Source organism: Pseudomonas sp. EL_65y_Pfl1_R83 (assembly GCF_963970695.1).
In the GTDB taxonomy this organism is placed as follows: Bacteria; Pseudomonadota; Gammaproteobacteria; order Pseudomonadales; family Pseudomonadaceae; genus Aquipseudomonas; species Aquipseudomonas tritici.
This window is the reverse complement of record NZ_CAXAQI010000011.1, coordinates 135,638-150,349: the sequence shown is the minus strand read 5'-3', so window position 1 is coordinate 150,349 and position 14,712 is coordinate 135,638. Positions and strand designations below refer to the sequence as shown.

At 55.2% G+C, this 14,712-nt stretch carries 11 protein-coding genes and 1 pseudogene; 3 read left to right on the top strand and 9 right to left on the bottom strand.

The features are described from left to right. The first annotated feature begins 466 nt into the window (after positions 1-466). Positions 467-1,519, top strand: a complete 1,053-nt coding sequence (locus AACY08_RS17395) for a GGDEF domain-containing protein (RefSeq protein ID WP_339470560.1) — start codon at positions 467-469, stop codon at positions 1,517-1,519. Between the two features lie 497 nt (positions 1,520-2,016). On the opposite strand, the gene AACY08_RS17390 is transcribed toward AACY08_RS17395, so the two are convergent. Beyond that, positions 2,017-2,442 carry a hypothetical protein gene (locus tag AACY08_RS17390; protein ID WP_339418566.1) on the bottom strand — a complete coding sequence of 142 codons (426 nt, stop codon included), beginning with the start codon at positions 2,440-2,442 and terminating at the stop codon, positions 2,017-2,019. A 456-nt stretch (positions 2,443-2,898) separates the two neighbouring features. Here AACY08_RS17390 and AACY08_RS17385 point away from each other — a divergent pair. Further along, positions 2,899-3,669, top strand: a pseudogene (locus AACY08_RS17385) (IS630 family transposase). 375 nt (positions 3,670-4,044) lie between these two features. On the opposite strand, the gene AACY08_RS17380 reads toward AACY08_RS17385, so the two are convergent. Beyond that, entirely contained in the window at positions 4,045-5,658 is a 1,614-nt protein-coding gene (locus tag AACY08_RS17380) for an ATP-binding response regulator (RefSeq protein WP_339470559.1), read from the bottom strand. A gap of 292 nt (positions 5,659-5,950) precedes the next feature. Between AACY08_RS17380 and AACY08_RS17375 the strand changes: the two genes are divergently transcribed. Next, positions 5,951-6,574 (top strand): response regulator transcription factor, encoded by a 624-nt coding sequence (locus AACY08_RS17375; protein ID WP_339418564.1) that lies wholly within the window; start codon positions 5,951-5,953, stop codon positions 6,572-6,574. Positions 6,575-6,590: 16 nt separating this feature from the next. On the opposite strand, the gene AACY08_RS17370 is transcribed toward AACY08_RS17375, so the two are convergent. The 7 genes from AACY08_RS17370 to atpG all read right to left on the bottom strand — a co-directional run bounded on the left by AACY08_RS17370 (position 6,591) and on the right by atpG (position 14,687). After that, a complete protein-coding gene (locus tag AACY08_RS17370) occupies positions 6,591-7,397 on the bottom strand; it encodes a TolC family protein (RefSeq protein ID WP_339470558.1) in 807 nt (268 codons plus the stop codon). Between the two features lie 235 nt (positions 7,398-7,632). Then, positions 7,633-9,465 carry a glutamine--fructose-6-phosphate transaminase (isomerizing) gene (glmS, locus tag AACY08_RS17365; RefSeq protein ID WP_339470557.1) on the bottom strand — a complete coding sequence of 611 codons (1,833 nt, stop codon included), beginning with the start codon at positions 9,463-9,465 and terminating at the stop codon, positions 7,633-7,635. A gap of 10 nt (positions 9,466-9,475) precedes the next feature. Next, complete coding sequence (locus tag AACY08_RS17360) at positions 9,476-10,243, bottom strand: DeoR/GlpR family DNA-binding transcription regulator (protein ID WP_314562196.1); 768 nt, start codon at positions 10,241-10,243, stop codon at positions 9,476-9,478. Between the two features lie 227 nt (positions 10,244-10,470). Then, entirely contained in the window at positions 10,471-11,838 is a 1,368-nt protein-coding gene (gene glmU, locus AACY08_RS17355) for a bifunctional UDP-N-acetylglucosamine diphosphorylase/glucosamine-1-phosphate N-acetyltransferase GlmU (RefSeq protein WP_339470556.1), read from the bottom strand. A 123-nt stretch (positions 11,839-11,961) separates the two neighbouring features. After that, complete coding sequence (locus AACY08_RS17350; protein ID WP_003195825.1) at positions 11,962-12,378, bottom strand: F0F1 ATP synthase subunit epsilon; 417 nt, start codon at positions 12,376-12,378, stop codon at positions 11,962-11,964. Between the two features lie 44 nt (positions 12,379-12,422). After that, positions 12,423-13,799: a F0F1 ATP synthase subunit beta gene (atpD, locus tag AACY08_RS17345; protein ID WP_003233564.1), complete on the bottom strand. Its 1,377-nt coding sequence runs from the start codon at positions 13,797-13,799 to the stop codon at positions 12,423-12,425. A gap of 27 nt (positions 13,800-13,826) precedes the next feature. Beyond that, the gene (gene atpG / locus AACY08_RS17340) at positions 13,827-14,687 is read right to left on the bottom strand and encodes a F0F1 ATP synthase subunit gamma (RefSeq protein ID WP_028618578.1); all 861 of its coding nucleotides are present in this window, start codon (positions 14,685-14,687) and stop codon (positions 13,827-13,829) included. Positions 14,688-14,712 lie beyond the last annotated feature (25 nt).

The window sequence follows — 14,712 nt, the reverse complement described above, 5'->3', positions numbered from 1 at the left end:
TCATTCACGTTTCCTTCTGCCTCCTATGCACTGAAACCCCATGGTTGCCCGCATTTCAAAATTGAACCAAAAACCTTGCAGGAAAAGGGTAGCCGTCCGAGGAACACACGGTCTTACAACGCCGCTTGTGGCATGGAGTCCATCTAGATTTAAACGGAAGCGATCATAAGCATGAAGCTATTGGGAGAAAGTGCAGGCCCGACTGGCGGAGCGGCCCCGAGCCCCCAAGAAGAACCATCAGCGGGTTGAACAGCGCGCCGTGGGCAACGCACACGACGTACCCTTCGCGTCTTTTCCGGGCCCCCTTTCCCGCTAAAAAGCGGCCAGTAGCCACTAGACAACTGATGCTTAGCCTCGTACCTTAAACCTGAAGGCCCTGCGAAACCTTTTTTACGCCTCATTTGCTGGCTTGAGAAAGCCAACCTAAAAAACCGACGTATACCCGGATATTGAGGTAACAGGTTTGATGCAAGGGACACGCTCTGAAAGCCTACCCAAGCGCGACGCTCGACCAGAATTTTGGCAACTTTCCATGCGTTGCTGCCAATTGGCGGGCAGCGTAGACGTTGCGTTTTTTTTCATTTTCCTCATTCTGGGCTCACCCATTTTGGCGTGGATAAACGTGGTCAGCGTGGCCATGTATGTCTATGCCTATCACGCGTTCAAGCAACGACGAAATCAGTTTGCAGTTCTCCTTATACGTATTGAAGTGCTTGTGCACGCTGGGCTGGGCACAGTTCTGGTCGGCTGGGGAAGTGGTTTTCACTACTTCTTGTTAATGTTTATTCCGGCCCTGTTCGTCAGCATGCGTGCCCGTAGCGCCTGGATATACGCAGGCTGCCTTTGGGCTTACTATGTAGGCTTAGATGTACTAATGTGGTTCGTAAGTCCTCTGCAACCCATCTCCTCCAATGCCCTGTTGGGTGTGCATGTTTTTAACCTGACAGTAGTTTTCTGCATGTTCAGCTATCTTGCGTTGTTCTATGTGATCACGGTAACCCGCGCTCACAAGAGCCTGGCGCGTATGGCAACGACGGACTCATTAACCGGGTTATTCAACCGTCGGCACATGATTGCTCTGACCGAGAAAATTTTGGCACGGCATCATAGACGTCCCCGCAATCTCACCTTGATGTTGATGGATATAGATCACTTCAAGCAGGTCAATGATCTATACGGTCACGATACCGGTGATCGTGTACTCGAGGCAGTGAGCCTATTACTCAAATGTTCAATGCGAGAGCAAGACTTTATCGGACGCTGGGGCGGCGAAGAATTTCTCTCCATATTGCCGGATACGGATTTTAGCAATGCAACTGATAGCGCAGAACGTATACGCAAGGCGGTCCAGGCATTGGAGATTGACAGCAATGGCAAAAAAGTAAGCGTAACTCTCTCTATTGGTGTCACTCAATATCGTGCTGATGAGGTTCTCAGCAACGCAATTGCAAGGGCGGATTACGCGCTCTACGAAGGTAAGTTAGCGGGACGAAACAGGGTAGAGGTAGCCGAGGCTTAGGTATCAGCTTTTAATCGAGTTCTGACAATAATCATCTCCAGCGCCTCGACGCAGCTATAGTCGGACGCGCTGAAGGCATATCGCGGAAAATACTCCACGCCATCTCGCTCGATGGAGAGGCTAACCAATAAGCCATTAGGCAACTACTATTGAAAACATCAGCATACCTCCGGTAGAGCACTCACTGTCAGCTATCAACGGCAGGAATGACATCCGCAGCGTAGCCGAAAATAACGAAGAGCTATTTCACTAACGCCACAGTAGAGGTGATCAGCCTATCTATCCGGATGAGTTTTGAAGAATGACATACAAATGCTGGTACAGATTTAAAAAGACTGCATACAGATATCTATCTGTTATTGCTGACACAGAGTTGACCCGTCTGCCAACTTGACGTTGCCCCATAATCACTCAGCCCAAAGTCAAGCCAACATTTAGGCAGCCAGGTCAATTCTGCATAAGCGGCCATACTCTTACACGGTTCAGTCCGATTTATATTACTCAAGGCTCCAATAATCAACAATTCCCTTATTGGTAAATGTCACATAAAAACGATCACCATGAATCTCGGTATTACCATTGGCTTTACCAGCTACTTTATTTACACTCGATACAGCTGCTGAGGTAGATCTTCCCATGGCTAATGCGCTAGAAACAGAGCCAGCCCCGGGGATATAACCAACCAAACTTGAAACATCGCTCAAGGTACCACCTTTACGGTAGACCCAAGTTGTTCCGTTGCTTGACTTTTCATTACTATCAGGAACGCCATATAGGCGTTGAACGTCGGCTTGCGTGGTTTTACCCTCAATTATGTGGGATTCGACATAGCTGGTGCTATATTTGTCATCCGTCGTCATTCCGGCACAACCTGCTAGCGTCAGAGCGCCCAGTAGTATTAAAGCTTGTTGAATCTTTATCATTTTCTTGCCTCACTAACAGAATTGATAATTATGGAATTGACCCATATGCCGACTTGTCGTTGCGCCATAAGTCCCCCCAAAGTCAGACGGGCTAACGCTTTAGGGGCAGCGGAATTTCGACAGCTGGGTCAATTCTGCATCAGTGGCAACAACGTTAAACTAATCCTACCCCTGAGCGCCTTAATCCTTCATAAAACACATCCGGTAACTATGAGTACTTCATATTAAACTCTTTGCGCCTTTGGCACTTTTAGTGAGCAGACGAAAGCATTCGCACGATAATGGTGACTCCAGCCACGAACTTCTATAGTACAGATGAGCTATTGAACTAAGACATGCCTGAAAAATTGACTAAGCATAGACGCCTTAGGTGCGCACTAGTGTGCTGTTCGCGAAATAAATTACTGATTAATTCGTCTACACTTCAAACGTCACCCCTGCCTTGGAGAGCTGACAGTGAGTGCTCTGGACATCACGCTTAGCCCCGAAGAAAAGGCCGAACTGAAACGGCGCGTTCGCTCTGCGACTCTCCCCCAGAGAGAAGGCCGTCGAGCACGCATTATCCTGCTGGCTGCCGAGGGCGAAACCCGGGACAACATCGCACGGCTGACTGGCTTTTCCTGCCCGACGATTCTGGCCCCGCCGGACAAGGCTTTGGTGTTGTGTTGCGATGAGAAAAGCCAGGTTCTAGCGCTGGAGCGGACGCAGCCGGGCTTGCCTTTGGGCATCTGTCATATCCAGACTAAGTCCCATGATTACACCCGACACGGCACGGTCACTTTATTCGCCGCACTGGATTATCTTCAGGGCAAATTGATCAGCAGCATCGAGCGTCAGCACCGGCATCAAGAGTGGCTGGCCTTTCTCAAGAAGATCAATAAAGAGACGCCCAAACACCTCCAGCCACACCTGATCGTCGATCACTATGCGACGCACAAGCATGCGGCAGTGAAAGCCTGGCTGGCGAAACATCCTCGCTTTCATATTCATTTCACGCCGACCTCCAGCTCATGGATGAACATGGTTGAGCGCTTCTTTCGAGACGTCACGGTGTATCTTCGCGACGGCAGTTTTACCTCGGTTCGCGAGCTGTAAAGCTCCATTACAGCGTTAATGGCGTTACGCAATGCTCAGCCGACCCGATACGTTAGGAACGCAAAGGGAGAGGATATCTTGAACAAAATCAAGCGGGCGCGTGAGGCACTTGAAGCCGTAGCCAATAAGTAAATTATTTCGAAAACAGAACATTAGCGTCTGGGCATGAGGTGAATAGTCGATGAGGGTCAGGCAGTCCTGTTTATAACCTACTACGTAAAAAGCGTGTCCCTACCAACATGGAGAGGTTTGACATAATTATCCGCCATCAGAAAACCACCGAAACTACAGCAGCTATCTGCTGGGCTCAGGCTCATGAACTGACTGACACCGGGCTGCACTGCGTCTCCGGCGGCGCCGATTTCACCATCATGCCGGTACCCGCATTGGTGTGATCAAACCTGATCCGATCTGCATCTATCCATTCCCTGATGTGCCTCCACCGTCAGACATTCGCGGGCCGTTTGTTGGTTTATGTCCGTTGCGCCCTGACCAGCAGCACTCAGGTCAGGACGTATTCACCCGCCTCTCGTGAAGCGACAACAGGTTCAGGCGCAACTCCGAAGGGCGCAGCGGCTTGGAGAGCACGGACACTTCGGTACCCTGCATTGATTCAATGACCACTTCCACCTCCCTCCCGGTAAGGATCAAAGCCGGTACATCCCAGCCGCGGGCTGCTCTGATACTCGCAATGCAGTCAAGGCCATTGGCCTCGGTGCCTAGGTCGTAATCGGCTACGATAATGTCGCAGTCGGTGGTCAACCCTTCAACAGATCGGGCGACCTGGACTTCGCATCCCCACCTTTCCAGCAGCGCGGCGGTTGCCATCAGCACATTTTTGTCGTCTTCCACCAGGCAGATCCTGACGCCCTTGAGCAGGCTGTCGCCCAATGTTTTTTTGCGGGCCGGTTTTACAGGCGCGCTCACCTCTTCAAGCCCATGGATAGTAACTGTCGTGCCGCGGTCAACACGGGAATTGATATCAATCTGTACGCCAAGAAGCTGACTGAGCCGCTTGACGATGGATAGCCCCAGCCCTACGCCCTCAACGTCCTTATCGCGAACATGGCGAATCCGATAGAACTCGTCACAGACTTTGGGCAGATGTTCAGCCGCGATGCCTCGCCCCTGATCATGCACGCTGATTGACAAGCTACCTTTGTGGCGACGTACACCGATCAGCACCGGGTGCTCGGGGGCATACTTGAGTGCGTTGGACAGAATGTTCTGCACCATCGTGGCAAGCAGTGTGGCATCGACTCTTACCCAGCGCCGACACGGCCGGACTCTCAGTTCCACGCCGGCCCATCGGGCGGCAGCCGTGTTTTGCTGAGCTATTTCATTGAGCATGTCACCCAGGTTGACCACGTCTGACTTGGCCGAAACCTTGCCGCTGTCCAGCGTGTATATATCCAGAATCGAGCGAAACAACTGCGATACGTTGTGCAGGGAACGATCGATGTTGTCGACCAGCTGACGCTCATAGTCACCTAGCGGGCTTGAACGCAGGCACGCGGTAAACATGCCGATCGAGTGAATGGGCTGGCGCAGATCGTGGCTTGCCTGGGCCAGAAAACGCTCTTTTTCGCGGTTGGCAACGGTTGCCTGCTCCGATGCCTGGCGAGCCAGCACCAACAGAATGTGGGCGTAGCCAGGCACCAGAATCGTGATAGCGACCAGCATCAGTACCATGAATGGTTGCGCTTGCCAGTACGGCGTCAATTTATAAATGATCAGTATGGCCAGCAGCGCCAGCGACGCAGCAATCGACAGGTAACGCGAGCCAAAGCGCATCCCATTGCCCAGGGTCACCCAGACCATCACACTGAAAATCGGCAGCGTTGCCTCTCCGCCTACGACCAAACCGACGGAAATTGCGGTGTAGTCATGGACCATCCCGAATACAAGGCGGACCGGAAAGACGCCGGGGAACCTGGTGATGTGCTGGCGCAGGATCAGAGATACCACCAGAAAGCCGGCATAGTAGAGAATGATCGGTTGATACTTCGCTATGTCGAGCCCAGGCAGGAAACCTAACAGCGCCACGTAGGTGACCGCGAACGTCGCCACTATCAGCCTCAGATTCGCCTGATCCAGTTCAGCGTTTTTCCGGTATTTCATCAAGGCACCTCGTTTTACTGCGGACTCGTTCCGCTCGACGAGCGGCTAGTGGCTATCGCTCACATACCCACTTTCGCTTTCTACTCCAGATCGAGCGCGGTAAATGCTTCTCCCGTGCCATTTTCGCGATAACTTAATTAACTTGGCGACCACCATCATCTGACTAGGGTCATGCGAACCTGCTCTTCCATGATGTCGAGAGCATAAATAATCACTCTAGATTTTTCTCACAGGCGATACGCATTGCGCCTATCGAGTATGATGACCCGACTTAAAATTCGGAAGCAGAGGCATGGCGTGTAGAATCATAGTGGCTGACGACCACCCCCTATTTCGTGAAGGCATGTTGCGTACCATCGAACGTCTGTTGCCAGAAGCTATCATTGAGCAGGCAGGCAATTTCAATGAAGTGCTGACCTTGGCACGCTCCGGTGAAGAAGTTGACACTCTGATTCTGGACCTGCGCTTCCCCGGACTGGACTCGATTCACACCATTGCCAAACTGCGCAATGAGTTCCGACGTACCTCGATCATCGTGGTCTCGATGATCGATGACCCGGAAACCATCTCCCAAGTCATGTCGAATGGTGCTGATGGCTTTATTGGCAAGAACATCGATCCACAGGAAATAACCGACTCTATCGTCTCTATCCGACAGGGCGACGTCGTCGTCAATTACAAGTCCGCAGGTTCGCTTTTCAACGAATCAGCGGTTAACGCACTAAGCCCTCTTACTACACGTCAGAAACAGGTACTGAGTCTGATCGCCGCAGGCAAAACTAATAAGGAAATAGCCAAAGATTTGGGTATTTCCCCCTTTACCGTGCGCATACACGTTTCAAGCCTGTTAAAAGCTCTGGGGGTATCGACCCGGGCAGCCGCTGCAGCGCAGTTCGCTACGCAGGCCATCAAGTAGGCGGCGGAAACAACATTCATTCTCCAATGTTCAGACTGCCAATGTCAGGTGCCAATTGCAGCTTAGCCTTATGCCAGCTTACCAAGGATTCCAAACGTTTCTGCCTCGCTGAGGCCAGGTCACTCTGCGAACGCAGAAGCTCAAGAATACTGCCCTCCCCAGCCTTGTAACGGCCCTGAGCAATGTCATAAGACTTGCTCGCACTCTCGACAAAAAGACGACTGATTGCCAATGCCCGGGTTCTGGATTCCAGCGCCTGCAGACGATATGTCTGCTGGCCGGCGCCAGCATGATATTTTGCGTTAGAGGCTTTCAGGCTGTTGTGCGCGAGACGTTCAGCACTGATTTTGGCTTGCAACAGCGCGGTGTTGGCCTGCACTTGGTAAAAGACTCTGGCGGTGGCAAGCATCGACTTCTGCAATTCTTCAATTCGGCTGCCACTGGCGGCGTTCAGTAACTGGCGGGCACTTTCGACTTTTGCGGCGCGAAGCCCAAAGTCGAAGAGCACCCAGCTCATATTGAGGTCGTAGATGCTGGTACTGGCGTTCAGCCTGGAATTGGCTTCGGAGAAGCCCGGATACCGGGTGGTCTTGGCAGCCCGACCTTTTTGAAACAGCCCTTCCACAGTCGGGTAGTTGGCTGAGTGCTCAGCCTCCATTTCCGCCTGACGATCCAGCTCCGTCAGCCACGCTGTTGCCGCTGATGCAGAATTGACCCTGCTGCCGAAATTTCGCTGACCCAGGCTTCTACTTTGTAAAGCGTTAGCAGGTCTGACTTTGGGCTGAATGCTTGTGGGGCAACGCCAAGTCGGCAGATGGGTCAATTCTGCATCAGCGGCAACATCGAATGACCTATGTATTCGTCCCTAGAGTAGGAAATATATTGAATATTTTTAAAAACCTCTCTTAACGAATACTCAGTGCGTCCCGAGCACGGTGGCCCGGAAAAAGCGTCACCGGCTACTCAATCGGGGGGTCGAATGCGCCAGCGACAGACTTTATTTATTTCCGACAGACTTTATTTCGTAGCTTCGAAAGGCGCTCAAGGCGCGTGCCGTATTACTCCACCGTCACCGACTTCGCCAGGTTGCGCGGCTGGTCAACGTCAGTGCCCTTGAGCACGGCGACGTAGTAAGACAGCAGTTGCAGCGGGATGGTGTAGAGAATCGGCGACAGGGTGTCGTTGATATGCGGCATGTTGATGACGTGAGTGCCTTCAGCGTTGGTCATGCCGGCTTTCTCGTCGGCGAATACCACCAACTGGCCGCCACGGGCACGTACTTCCTGCAGGTTGGACTTGAGCTTTTCCAGCAGTTCGTTGTTTGGCGCTACCGTGACGACTGGCATGTCGTCATCCACCAGGGCCAATGGACCGTGCTTGAGCTCGCCGGCCGGGTAGGCTTCGGCGTGGATGTACGAGATTTCCTTGAGTTTGAGCGAGCCTTCCATTGCCACCGGGTATTGCGCGCCACGGCCGAGGAACAAGGTGTGGTTTTTGTCGGCGAACAGCTCGGCGACTTTTTCCACGATACTGTCCATGGCCAGGGCCTCACCCAGGCGGGTTGGCAGGCGGCGCAGTTCTTCGACCAGGGTGGCTTCAACACCTGCGGCGAGGGTGCCACGTACTTGGCCCAGGGACAGGGTGAGCAGCAACAGGCCGACCAGCTGGGTGGTGAAGGCTTTGGTGGAGGCCACGCCGATTTCGCGACCGGCCTGGGTCAGCAGGGTCAGGTCGGATTCGCGCACCAGGGAACTGATGCTGACGTTGCAGATCGCCAGGCTGGCGAGGAAGCCCAGCTCCTTGGCGTTACGCAAGGCGGCCAAGGTGTCGGCGGTTTCGCCCGACTGCGAGATGGTCACGAACAGGGTGTCAGGCTGGACCACCACTTTGCGGTAGCGGAACTCGCTGGCCACTTCGACTTGGCATGGGATGCCGGCCAGTTCTTCCAGCCAGTAACGGGCAACCATGCCGGCGTGGTAGCTGGTGCCGCAAGCCACGATCTGCACATTGCGCACTTTGGCGAACAACTCGGCGGCTTGTGGGCCAAAGGCGTTGACCAGCACTTGCTTGTCGCCCAGACGACCCTCCAGGGTGCGCTGCACCACGGCCGGCTGCTCGTGGATTTCCTTGAGCATGAAGTGGCGGTATTCGCCTTTGTCGGCGGCTTCGGCGCCGTCGCGGTATTGCACAGCTTCACGCTCGACAGACTGACCGTTAACGTCCCAGATCTGCACGCTTTCACGGCGGATGTCGGCAATATCGCCTTCTTCCAGGTACATGAAGCGGTCGGTGACCTGGCGCAGGGCCAACTGGTCGGAGGCGAGGAAGTTTTCCCCCAGCCCCAGGCCGATCACCAACGGGCTGCCACTGCGGGCGGCAACCACGCGATCGGGCTGGGTGGCGCTGACCACGGCCAGACCGTATGCGCCGTGCAGTTCTTTTACGGTGGCTTTGAGGGCGACCGTAAGGTCGCCCAGGTCTTTGAGCTTGTGATTCAGCAGGTGGGCGATGACTTCGGTGTCGGTGTCCGAAGTGAATACGTAGCCCAGGCCCTTGAGTTGCTCACGCAGCACTTCATGGTTTTCGATGATGCCGTTGTGCACCACCGCGAGGTCGCCGGAAAAGTGTGGGTGGGCGTTGCGTTCGCACGGCGCACCGTGGGTAGCCCAACGGGTATGGGCGATGCCCAGACGGCCAACCAACGGCTCACCGGCCAGGGCTTGCTCCAGTTCACTGACCTTGCCCGGGCGACGCATGCGCTCAAGCTTGCCGGCGTTGGAGAAGACGGCCACACCGGCGCTGTCGTAGCCACGGTATTCCAGGCGTTTGAGGCCTTCGAGCAGGATGGGAGTGATGTTGCGTTCAGCGACTGCGCCTACGATGCCACACATGGTGTTTCTCCTAGATGATTGCCGCGCATATCAGCGTAATGCCGCGGGCTTGGATCTGGTCGCGGGCCTCAAGCGGCAGGCGATCATCGGTGATAAGGGTATGGACGCTGCTCCAGGGCAGTTCCAGGTTGGGAATCTTGCGACCGATCTTGTCGGATTCGACCATCACCACCACTTCACGGGCGACCTCGGCCATTACGCGGCTAAGGCCCAGCAGTTCGTTGAAGGTGGTGGTACCGCGCTGCAGATCGATGCCGTCGGCGCCGATAAACAGTTGATCAAAATCATAGGAACGCAGCACTTGCTCGGCGACCTGGCCCTGGAACGAGTCCGAATGCGGGTCCCAGGTGCCGCCGGTCATCAACAGCACCGGCTCGTGCTCCAGCTCGCTCAAGGCGCGGGCCACGTGCAGGGAGTTGGTCATCACCACCAGGCCGGGCTGGTGGCCCAGTTCGGGGATCATCGCGGCGGTGGTGCTGCCGCTGTCGATGATGATGCGCGCGTGTTCGCGCAGGCGCATCACGGCGGCACGGGCGATGGCGCGCTTGTAGATCGAGATGGGTTGGGCGGCGTCGCCGACCAGTTCCTGGGGCATGGTAATTGCGCCACCGTAACGGCGTAGCAGCAGGCCGTTGCTTTCGAGGGCAGCCAAGTCCTTGCGGATGGTCACTTCCGACGTTTCGAAACGCTTGGCCAATTCGTCCACGCTGACTTCGCCCTGTTCATTGAGCAAGGTCAGGATGTTGTGGCGCCGTTGAGGGGTATTTCGTTTCGACATGGTGATGGTAAGTTTCGTTTCGAAAGATAACGAAGGCAATCAAAACCTATTGGCGAAACGTCGTCAAGTGGGGCGTACACAATTTTTAGATCAACACAAAACCAATGTGGGAGCGGGCTTGCTTGCGAATGCGGAGTGTCAGTCACGGGAGATGTCGACTGAACGACCGCATTCGCGAGCAAGCCCGCGCACATTGGATATTTATCGCTGATCAGCGTGTGGATAACTCAGGTCTTTTTGATTTTGACCGGGCGTTTCCAGCCATCAATGTTGCGCTGGCGGGCACGTGCGACAGCCAGTTGGGACTTATCCACATCCTGGTTGATGGTTGAGCCCGCGGCTGTGCTGGCGCCATCGTCGAGGGTAACCGGAGCGACCAACGAATTATTTGAACCGATAAATACATCCGCACCAATGCTGGTCTGGTGCTTATTGGCGCCATCGTAGTTGCAGGTGATGGTGCCGGCACCGATGTTAGTTCGCGCACCTACGGTGGCATCACCTAAGTAGGTCAGGTGTCCGACTTTGGCTTCGTCGTCCAACTTGGCGTTTTTCAATTCAACAAAGTTACCCACATGGGCTTTAACTCCCAATACGCTTCCTGGACGTAACCGCGCAAACGGCCCAGCATCGCTGCCCTCGCCCATCAAAGCGCCGTCGATATGGCTGTTGGCCTTGACCACCGCGCCTTTGCGCAGGGTGCTGTCCTTGATCACGCAGTTCGGGCCAATCACCACGTCGTCTTCGATGATCACTCGGCCTTCGAGGATCACGTTGATGTCGATCAGCACGTCACGGCCGACAGTGACTTCGCCACGCACATCAAAGCGCGCCGGGTCGCGCAGGGTCACACCCTGGGCCATCAGGCGGCGGCCTTCGCGCAGTTGATAGTGACGTTCAAGCTCTGCAAGCTGCTTGCGGTCATTGGCGCCCTGCACTTCCATGGGGTCGTGGGGCTGTTCGGTAGCCACCAGCAGGCCATCGCTCACGGCCATCTCGATGACGTCGGTGAGGTAGTACTCGCCCTGGGCGTTGTTGTTCGACAGACGGCTCATCCAGTCGGCGAGCTTATTGGCAGGGACCGCCAGAATCCCGGTATTGCCTTCGGTAATGGCGCGCTGAGTTTCGCTGGCATCCTTGTGCTCAACGATGGCCGCGACCTTACCGTCGGCATTGCGCACGATGCGCCCGTAGCCGGTAGGGTCATCCAGTTCAACGGTCAGCAGACCCATCTGGCCTGGCACGACATGCTTGAGCAGGCGTTGCAGGGTTTCCACTTCAATCAACGGTACGTCGCCGTACAGAATCAGCACGGTGTCGGCAGTGATGAAGGGCACGGCTTGTGCGGTGGCATGGCCGGTGCCGAGTTGTTTGTCCTGCAAAACGAAATTCAGGTCATCCGCGGCCAGGCGTTCACGGACCACATCGGCACCGTGGCCAATCACCACGTGGATGCGTTGCGGGTCGAGTTGCCGGGCGCTGTGGATAACATGGCCAAGCATGGAATTGCCGGCCACCGGGTGCAGCACTTTGGGCAAGGCCGAACGCATACGGGTGCCCTGGCCAGCGGCGAGAATGACGATTTCAAGAGACATGAGTGGCTACCAATCCTGGGCGGTCCGACTTCAGACCAGAGAAGTGTTTTGCAAAAAAAGAAAAAGGGTAGCCGAGGCTACCCTTTTTAATCAATCGCGCATAAAGCATGACGGCATGGCCGCTTACTTCTTGCGGATCTGCTGGAGCGTGCGCAGCTGAGCTGCAGCCTCGGCCAGACGTACAGCAGCAGCGCTGTAGTCGAAGTCGGCACCCTTTTCGTTCAGGGCCTTCTCGGCAGCCTTGACGGCTTCCTGAGCGGAGGCTTCATCCAGGTCGCCAGCACGTTGCACGGTGTCGGCAAGTACCTTGACCATGTTCGGCTGAACCTCGAGGAAACCACCGGAGATGTAAAACACCTCACGTTCCCCGCCTTGCTTGGTCAGCGTGATCGGGCCTGGTTTCAAGCTTGTGATCAGCGGGGCATGACCCATGGCGATACCAAGATCACCCAGGTCGCCGTGCGCTGTAACAAACTCGACCAGACCGGAGAAAATTTCCCCTTCCGCGCTGACGATATCGCAATGGACTGTCATAGCCATCTGATTGCCTCAACCTGATGAGCGCCCGTTTCCGGGCGCCTGGATTACAGTTTCTTGGCTTTCTCGATCGCTTCTTCGATGCCGCCGACCATGTAGAACGCTTGTTCTGGCAGGTGGTCGTAGTCACCGTTGAGGATGCCTTTGAAGCCAGCAATGGTGTCTTTCAGGGAAACGTATTTACCCGAAGCACCGGTGAAGACTTCAGCCACGAAGAACGGCTGCGACAAGAAGCGTTGGATCTTACGAGCACGGTTTACCAACTGCTTATCGGTTTCCGACAGCTCGTCCATACCCAGGATCGCAATGATGTCCTTCAGTTCTTTGTAACGCTGCAGCACGTACTGAACGCCGCGAGCGGTGTCGTAGTGCTCCTGGCCGATCACGTTCGGGTCCAGCTGGCGCGAAGTCGAGTCGAGTGGATCGACCGCTGGGTAGATACCCAGGGAAGCGATGTCACGGGACAGAACGACGGTGGCGTCCAAGTGGGCGAAGGTGGTCGCAGGCGACGGGTCGGTCAAGTCATCCGCAGGTACGTATACCGCTTGGATCGAAGTGATCGAACCTTCCTTGGTCGAAGTGATACGTTCTTGCAGAACGCCCATCTCTTCAGCCAGGGTCGGCTGGTAGCCTACTGCGGAAGGCATACGGCCCAGCAGTGCGGATACTTCAGTACCGGCCAAGGTGTAACGGTAGATGTTGTCGACGAACAGCAGAACGTCGTTACCTTCGTCACGGAACTTCTCGGCCATGGTCAGGCCAGTCAGTGCTACGCGCAGACGGTTACCCGGCGGCTCGTTCATCTGACCGTAAACCAGTGCCACTTTGTCCAGAACGTTGGAGTCCTTCATCTCGTGGTAGAAGTCGTTACCCTCACGGGTACGCTCACCCACACCGGCGAACACGGAATAACCGCTGTGCTCGATGGCGATGTTACGGATCAGTTCCATCATGTTTACGGTCTTGCCTACACCGGCACCACCGAACAGACCGACTTTACCGCCTTTGGCGAACGGGCAAACCAGGTCGATAACCTTGATGCCGGTTTCCAGCAGGTCGTTGCCGCCAGCTTGTTCGGCGAACGAAGGTGCTGGACGGTGAATGCCCCAACGCTCTTCGGTGTCGATCGGGCCAGCTTCGTCAATCGGGTTGCCCAGTACATCCATGATCCGGCCCAGGGTCGCTTTACCGACCGGTACGGAGATGGCTGCGCCAGAGTCGATTACGTCCAGACCGCGCTTCAAGCCTTCGGTGGAACCCATCGCAATGGTACGAACTACGCCGTCGCCCAGCTGCTGCTGAACTTCCAGAGTAGTTTCCGCGCCTTGTACTTTCAGCGCGTTGTAGATGCTCGGTACGCTGTCGCGTGGAAATTCCACGTCGATAACGGCGCCGATGATTTGAACGATACGTCCGCTACTCATAGCTGGATCCTCTGAATATTTGAACCGTTAAACCGCGGCAGCGCCGCCGACGATTTCCGAGATCTCTTGGGTGATCGCAGCCTGACGCGCCTTGTTGTAGATCAGCTGCAAATCGCTGATCAGATCACCGGCGTTATCGGTAGCGTTTTTCATCGCGATCATCCGCGCTGCTTGTTCAGCTGCGTTGTTCTCGACCACCGCCTGGTACACCTGCGACTCCACGTAGCGCACCATCAAGCCGTCAAGCAGCTCTTTGGCGTCTGGTTCGTAGAGGTAGTCCCAGTGGTGCTTGAGTTCCTGATCCGGAGTCGCCACCAGTGGAATCAATTGCTCCACGGTTGGCTGCTGGGTCATGGTGTTGATGAACTTGTTGGATACCACGGAGAGGCGGTCAATCCGGCCTTCCAGGTATGCATCCAGCATCACCTTCACACTGCCGATCAAATCATTGATCGACGGCTCTTCACCCAGGTGGCTGATAGCTGCAACGACGTTACCGCCGAAGTTGCGGAAAAAGGCCGCACCCTTGCTACCAACAACACACAGATCGATCTCGACGCCGTTTTCGCGGTTTACCGCCATGTCCTTGACCAGGGCCTTGAACAGGTTGGTATTCAGACCACCGCACAAACCACGGTCACTGCTCACAACCACATAACCGACGCGCTTGACTTCACGCTCGATCATGAATGGGTGGCGGTATTCCGGGTTGGCGTTGGCCAAATGCCCAATTACCTGGCGGATACGCTCCGCATAAGGACGGCTAGCAGCCATACGCATTTGTGCCTTGCGCATTTTGCTGACCGCCACTTTTTCCATGGCGCTGGTAATCTTTTGCGTGCTTTTGATGCTCGCAATCTTACTGCGAATCTCTTTTGCGCCTGCCATGTAACACCTATCAGGTTAGCAAGCG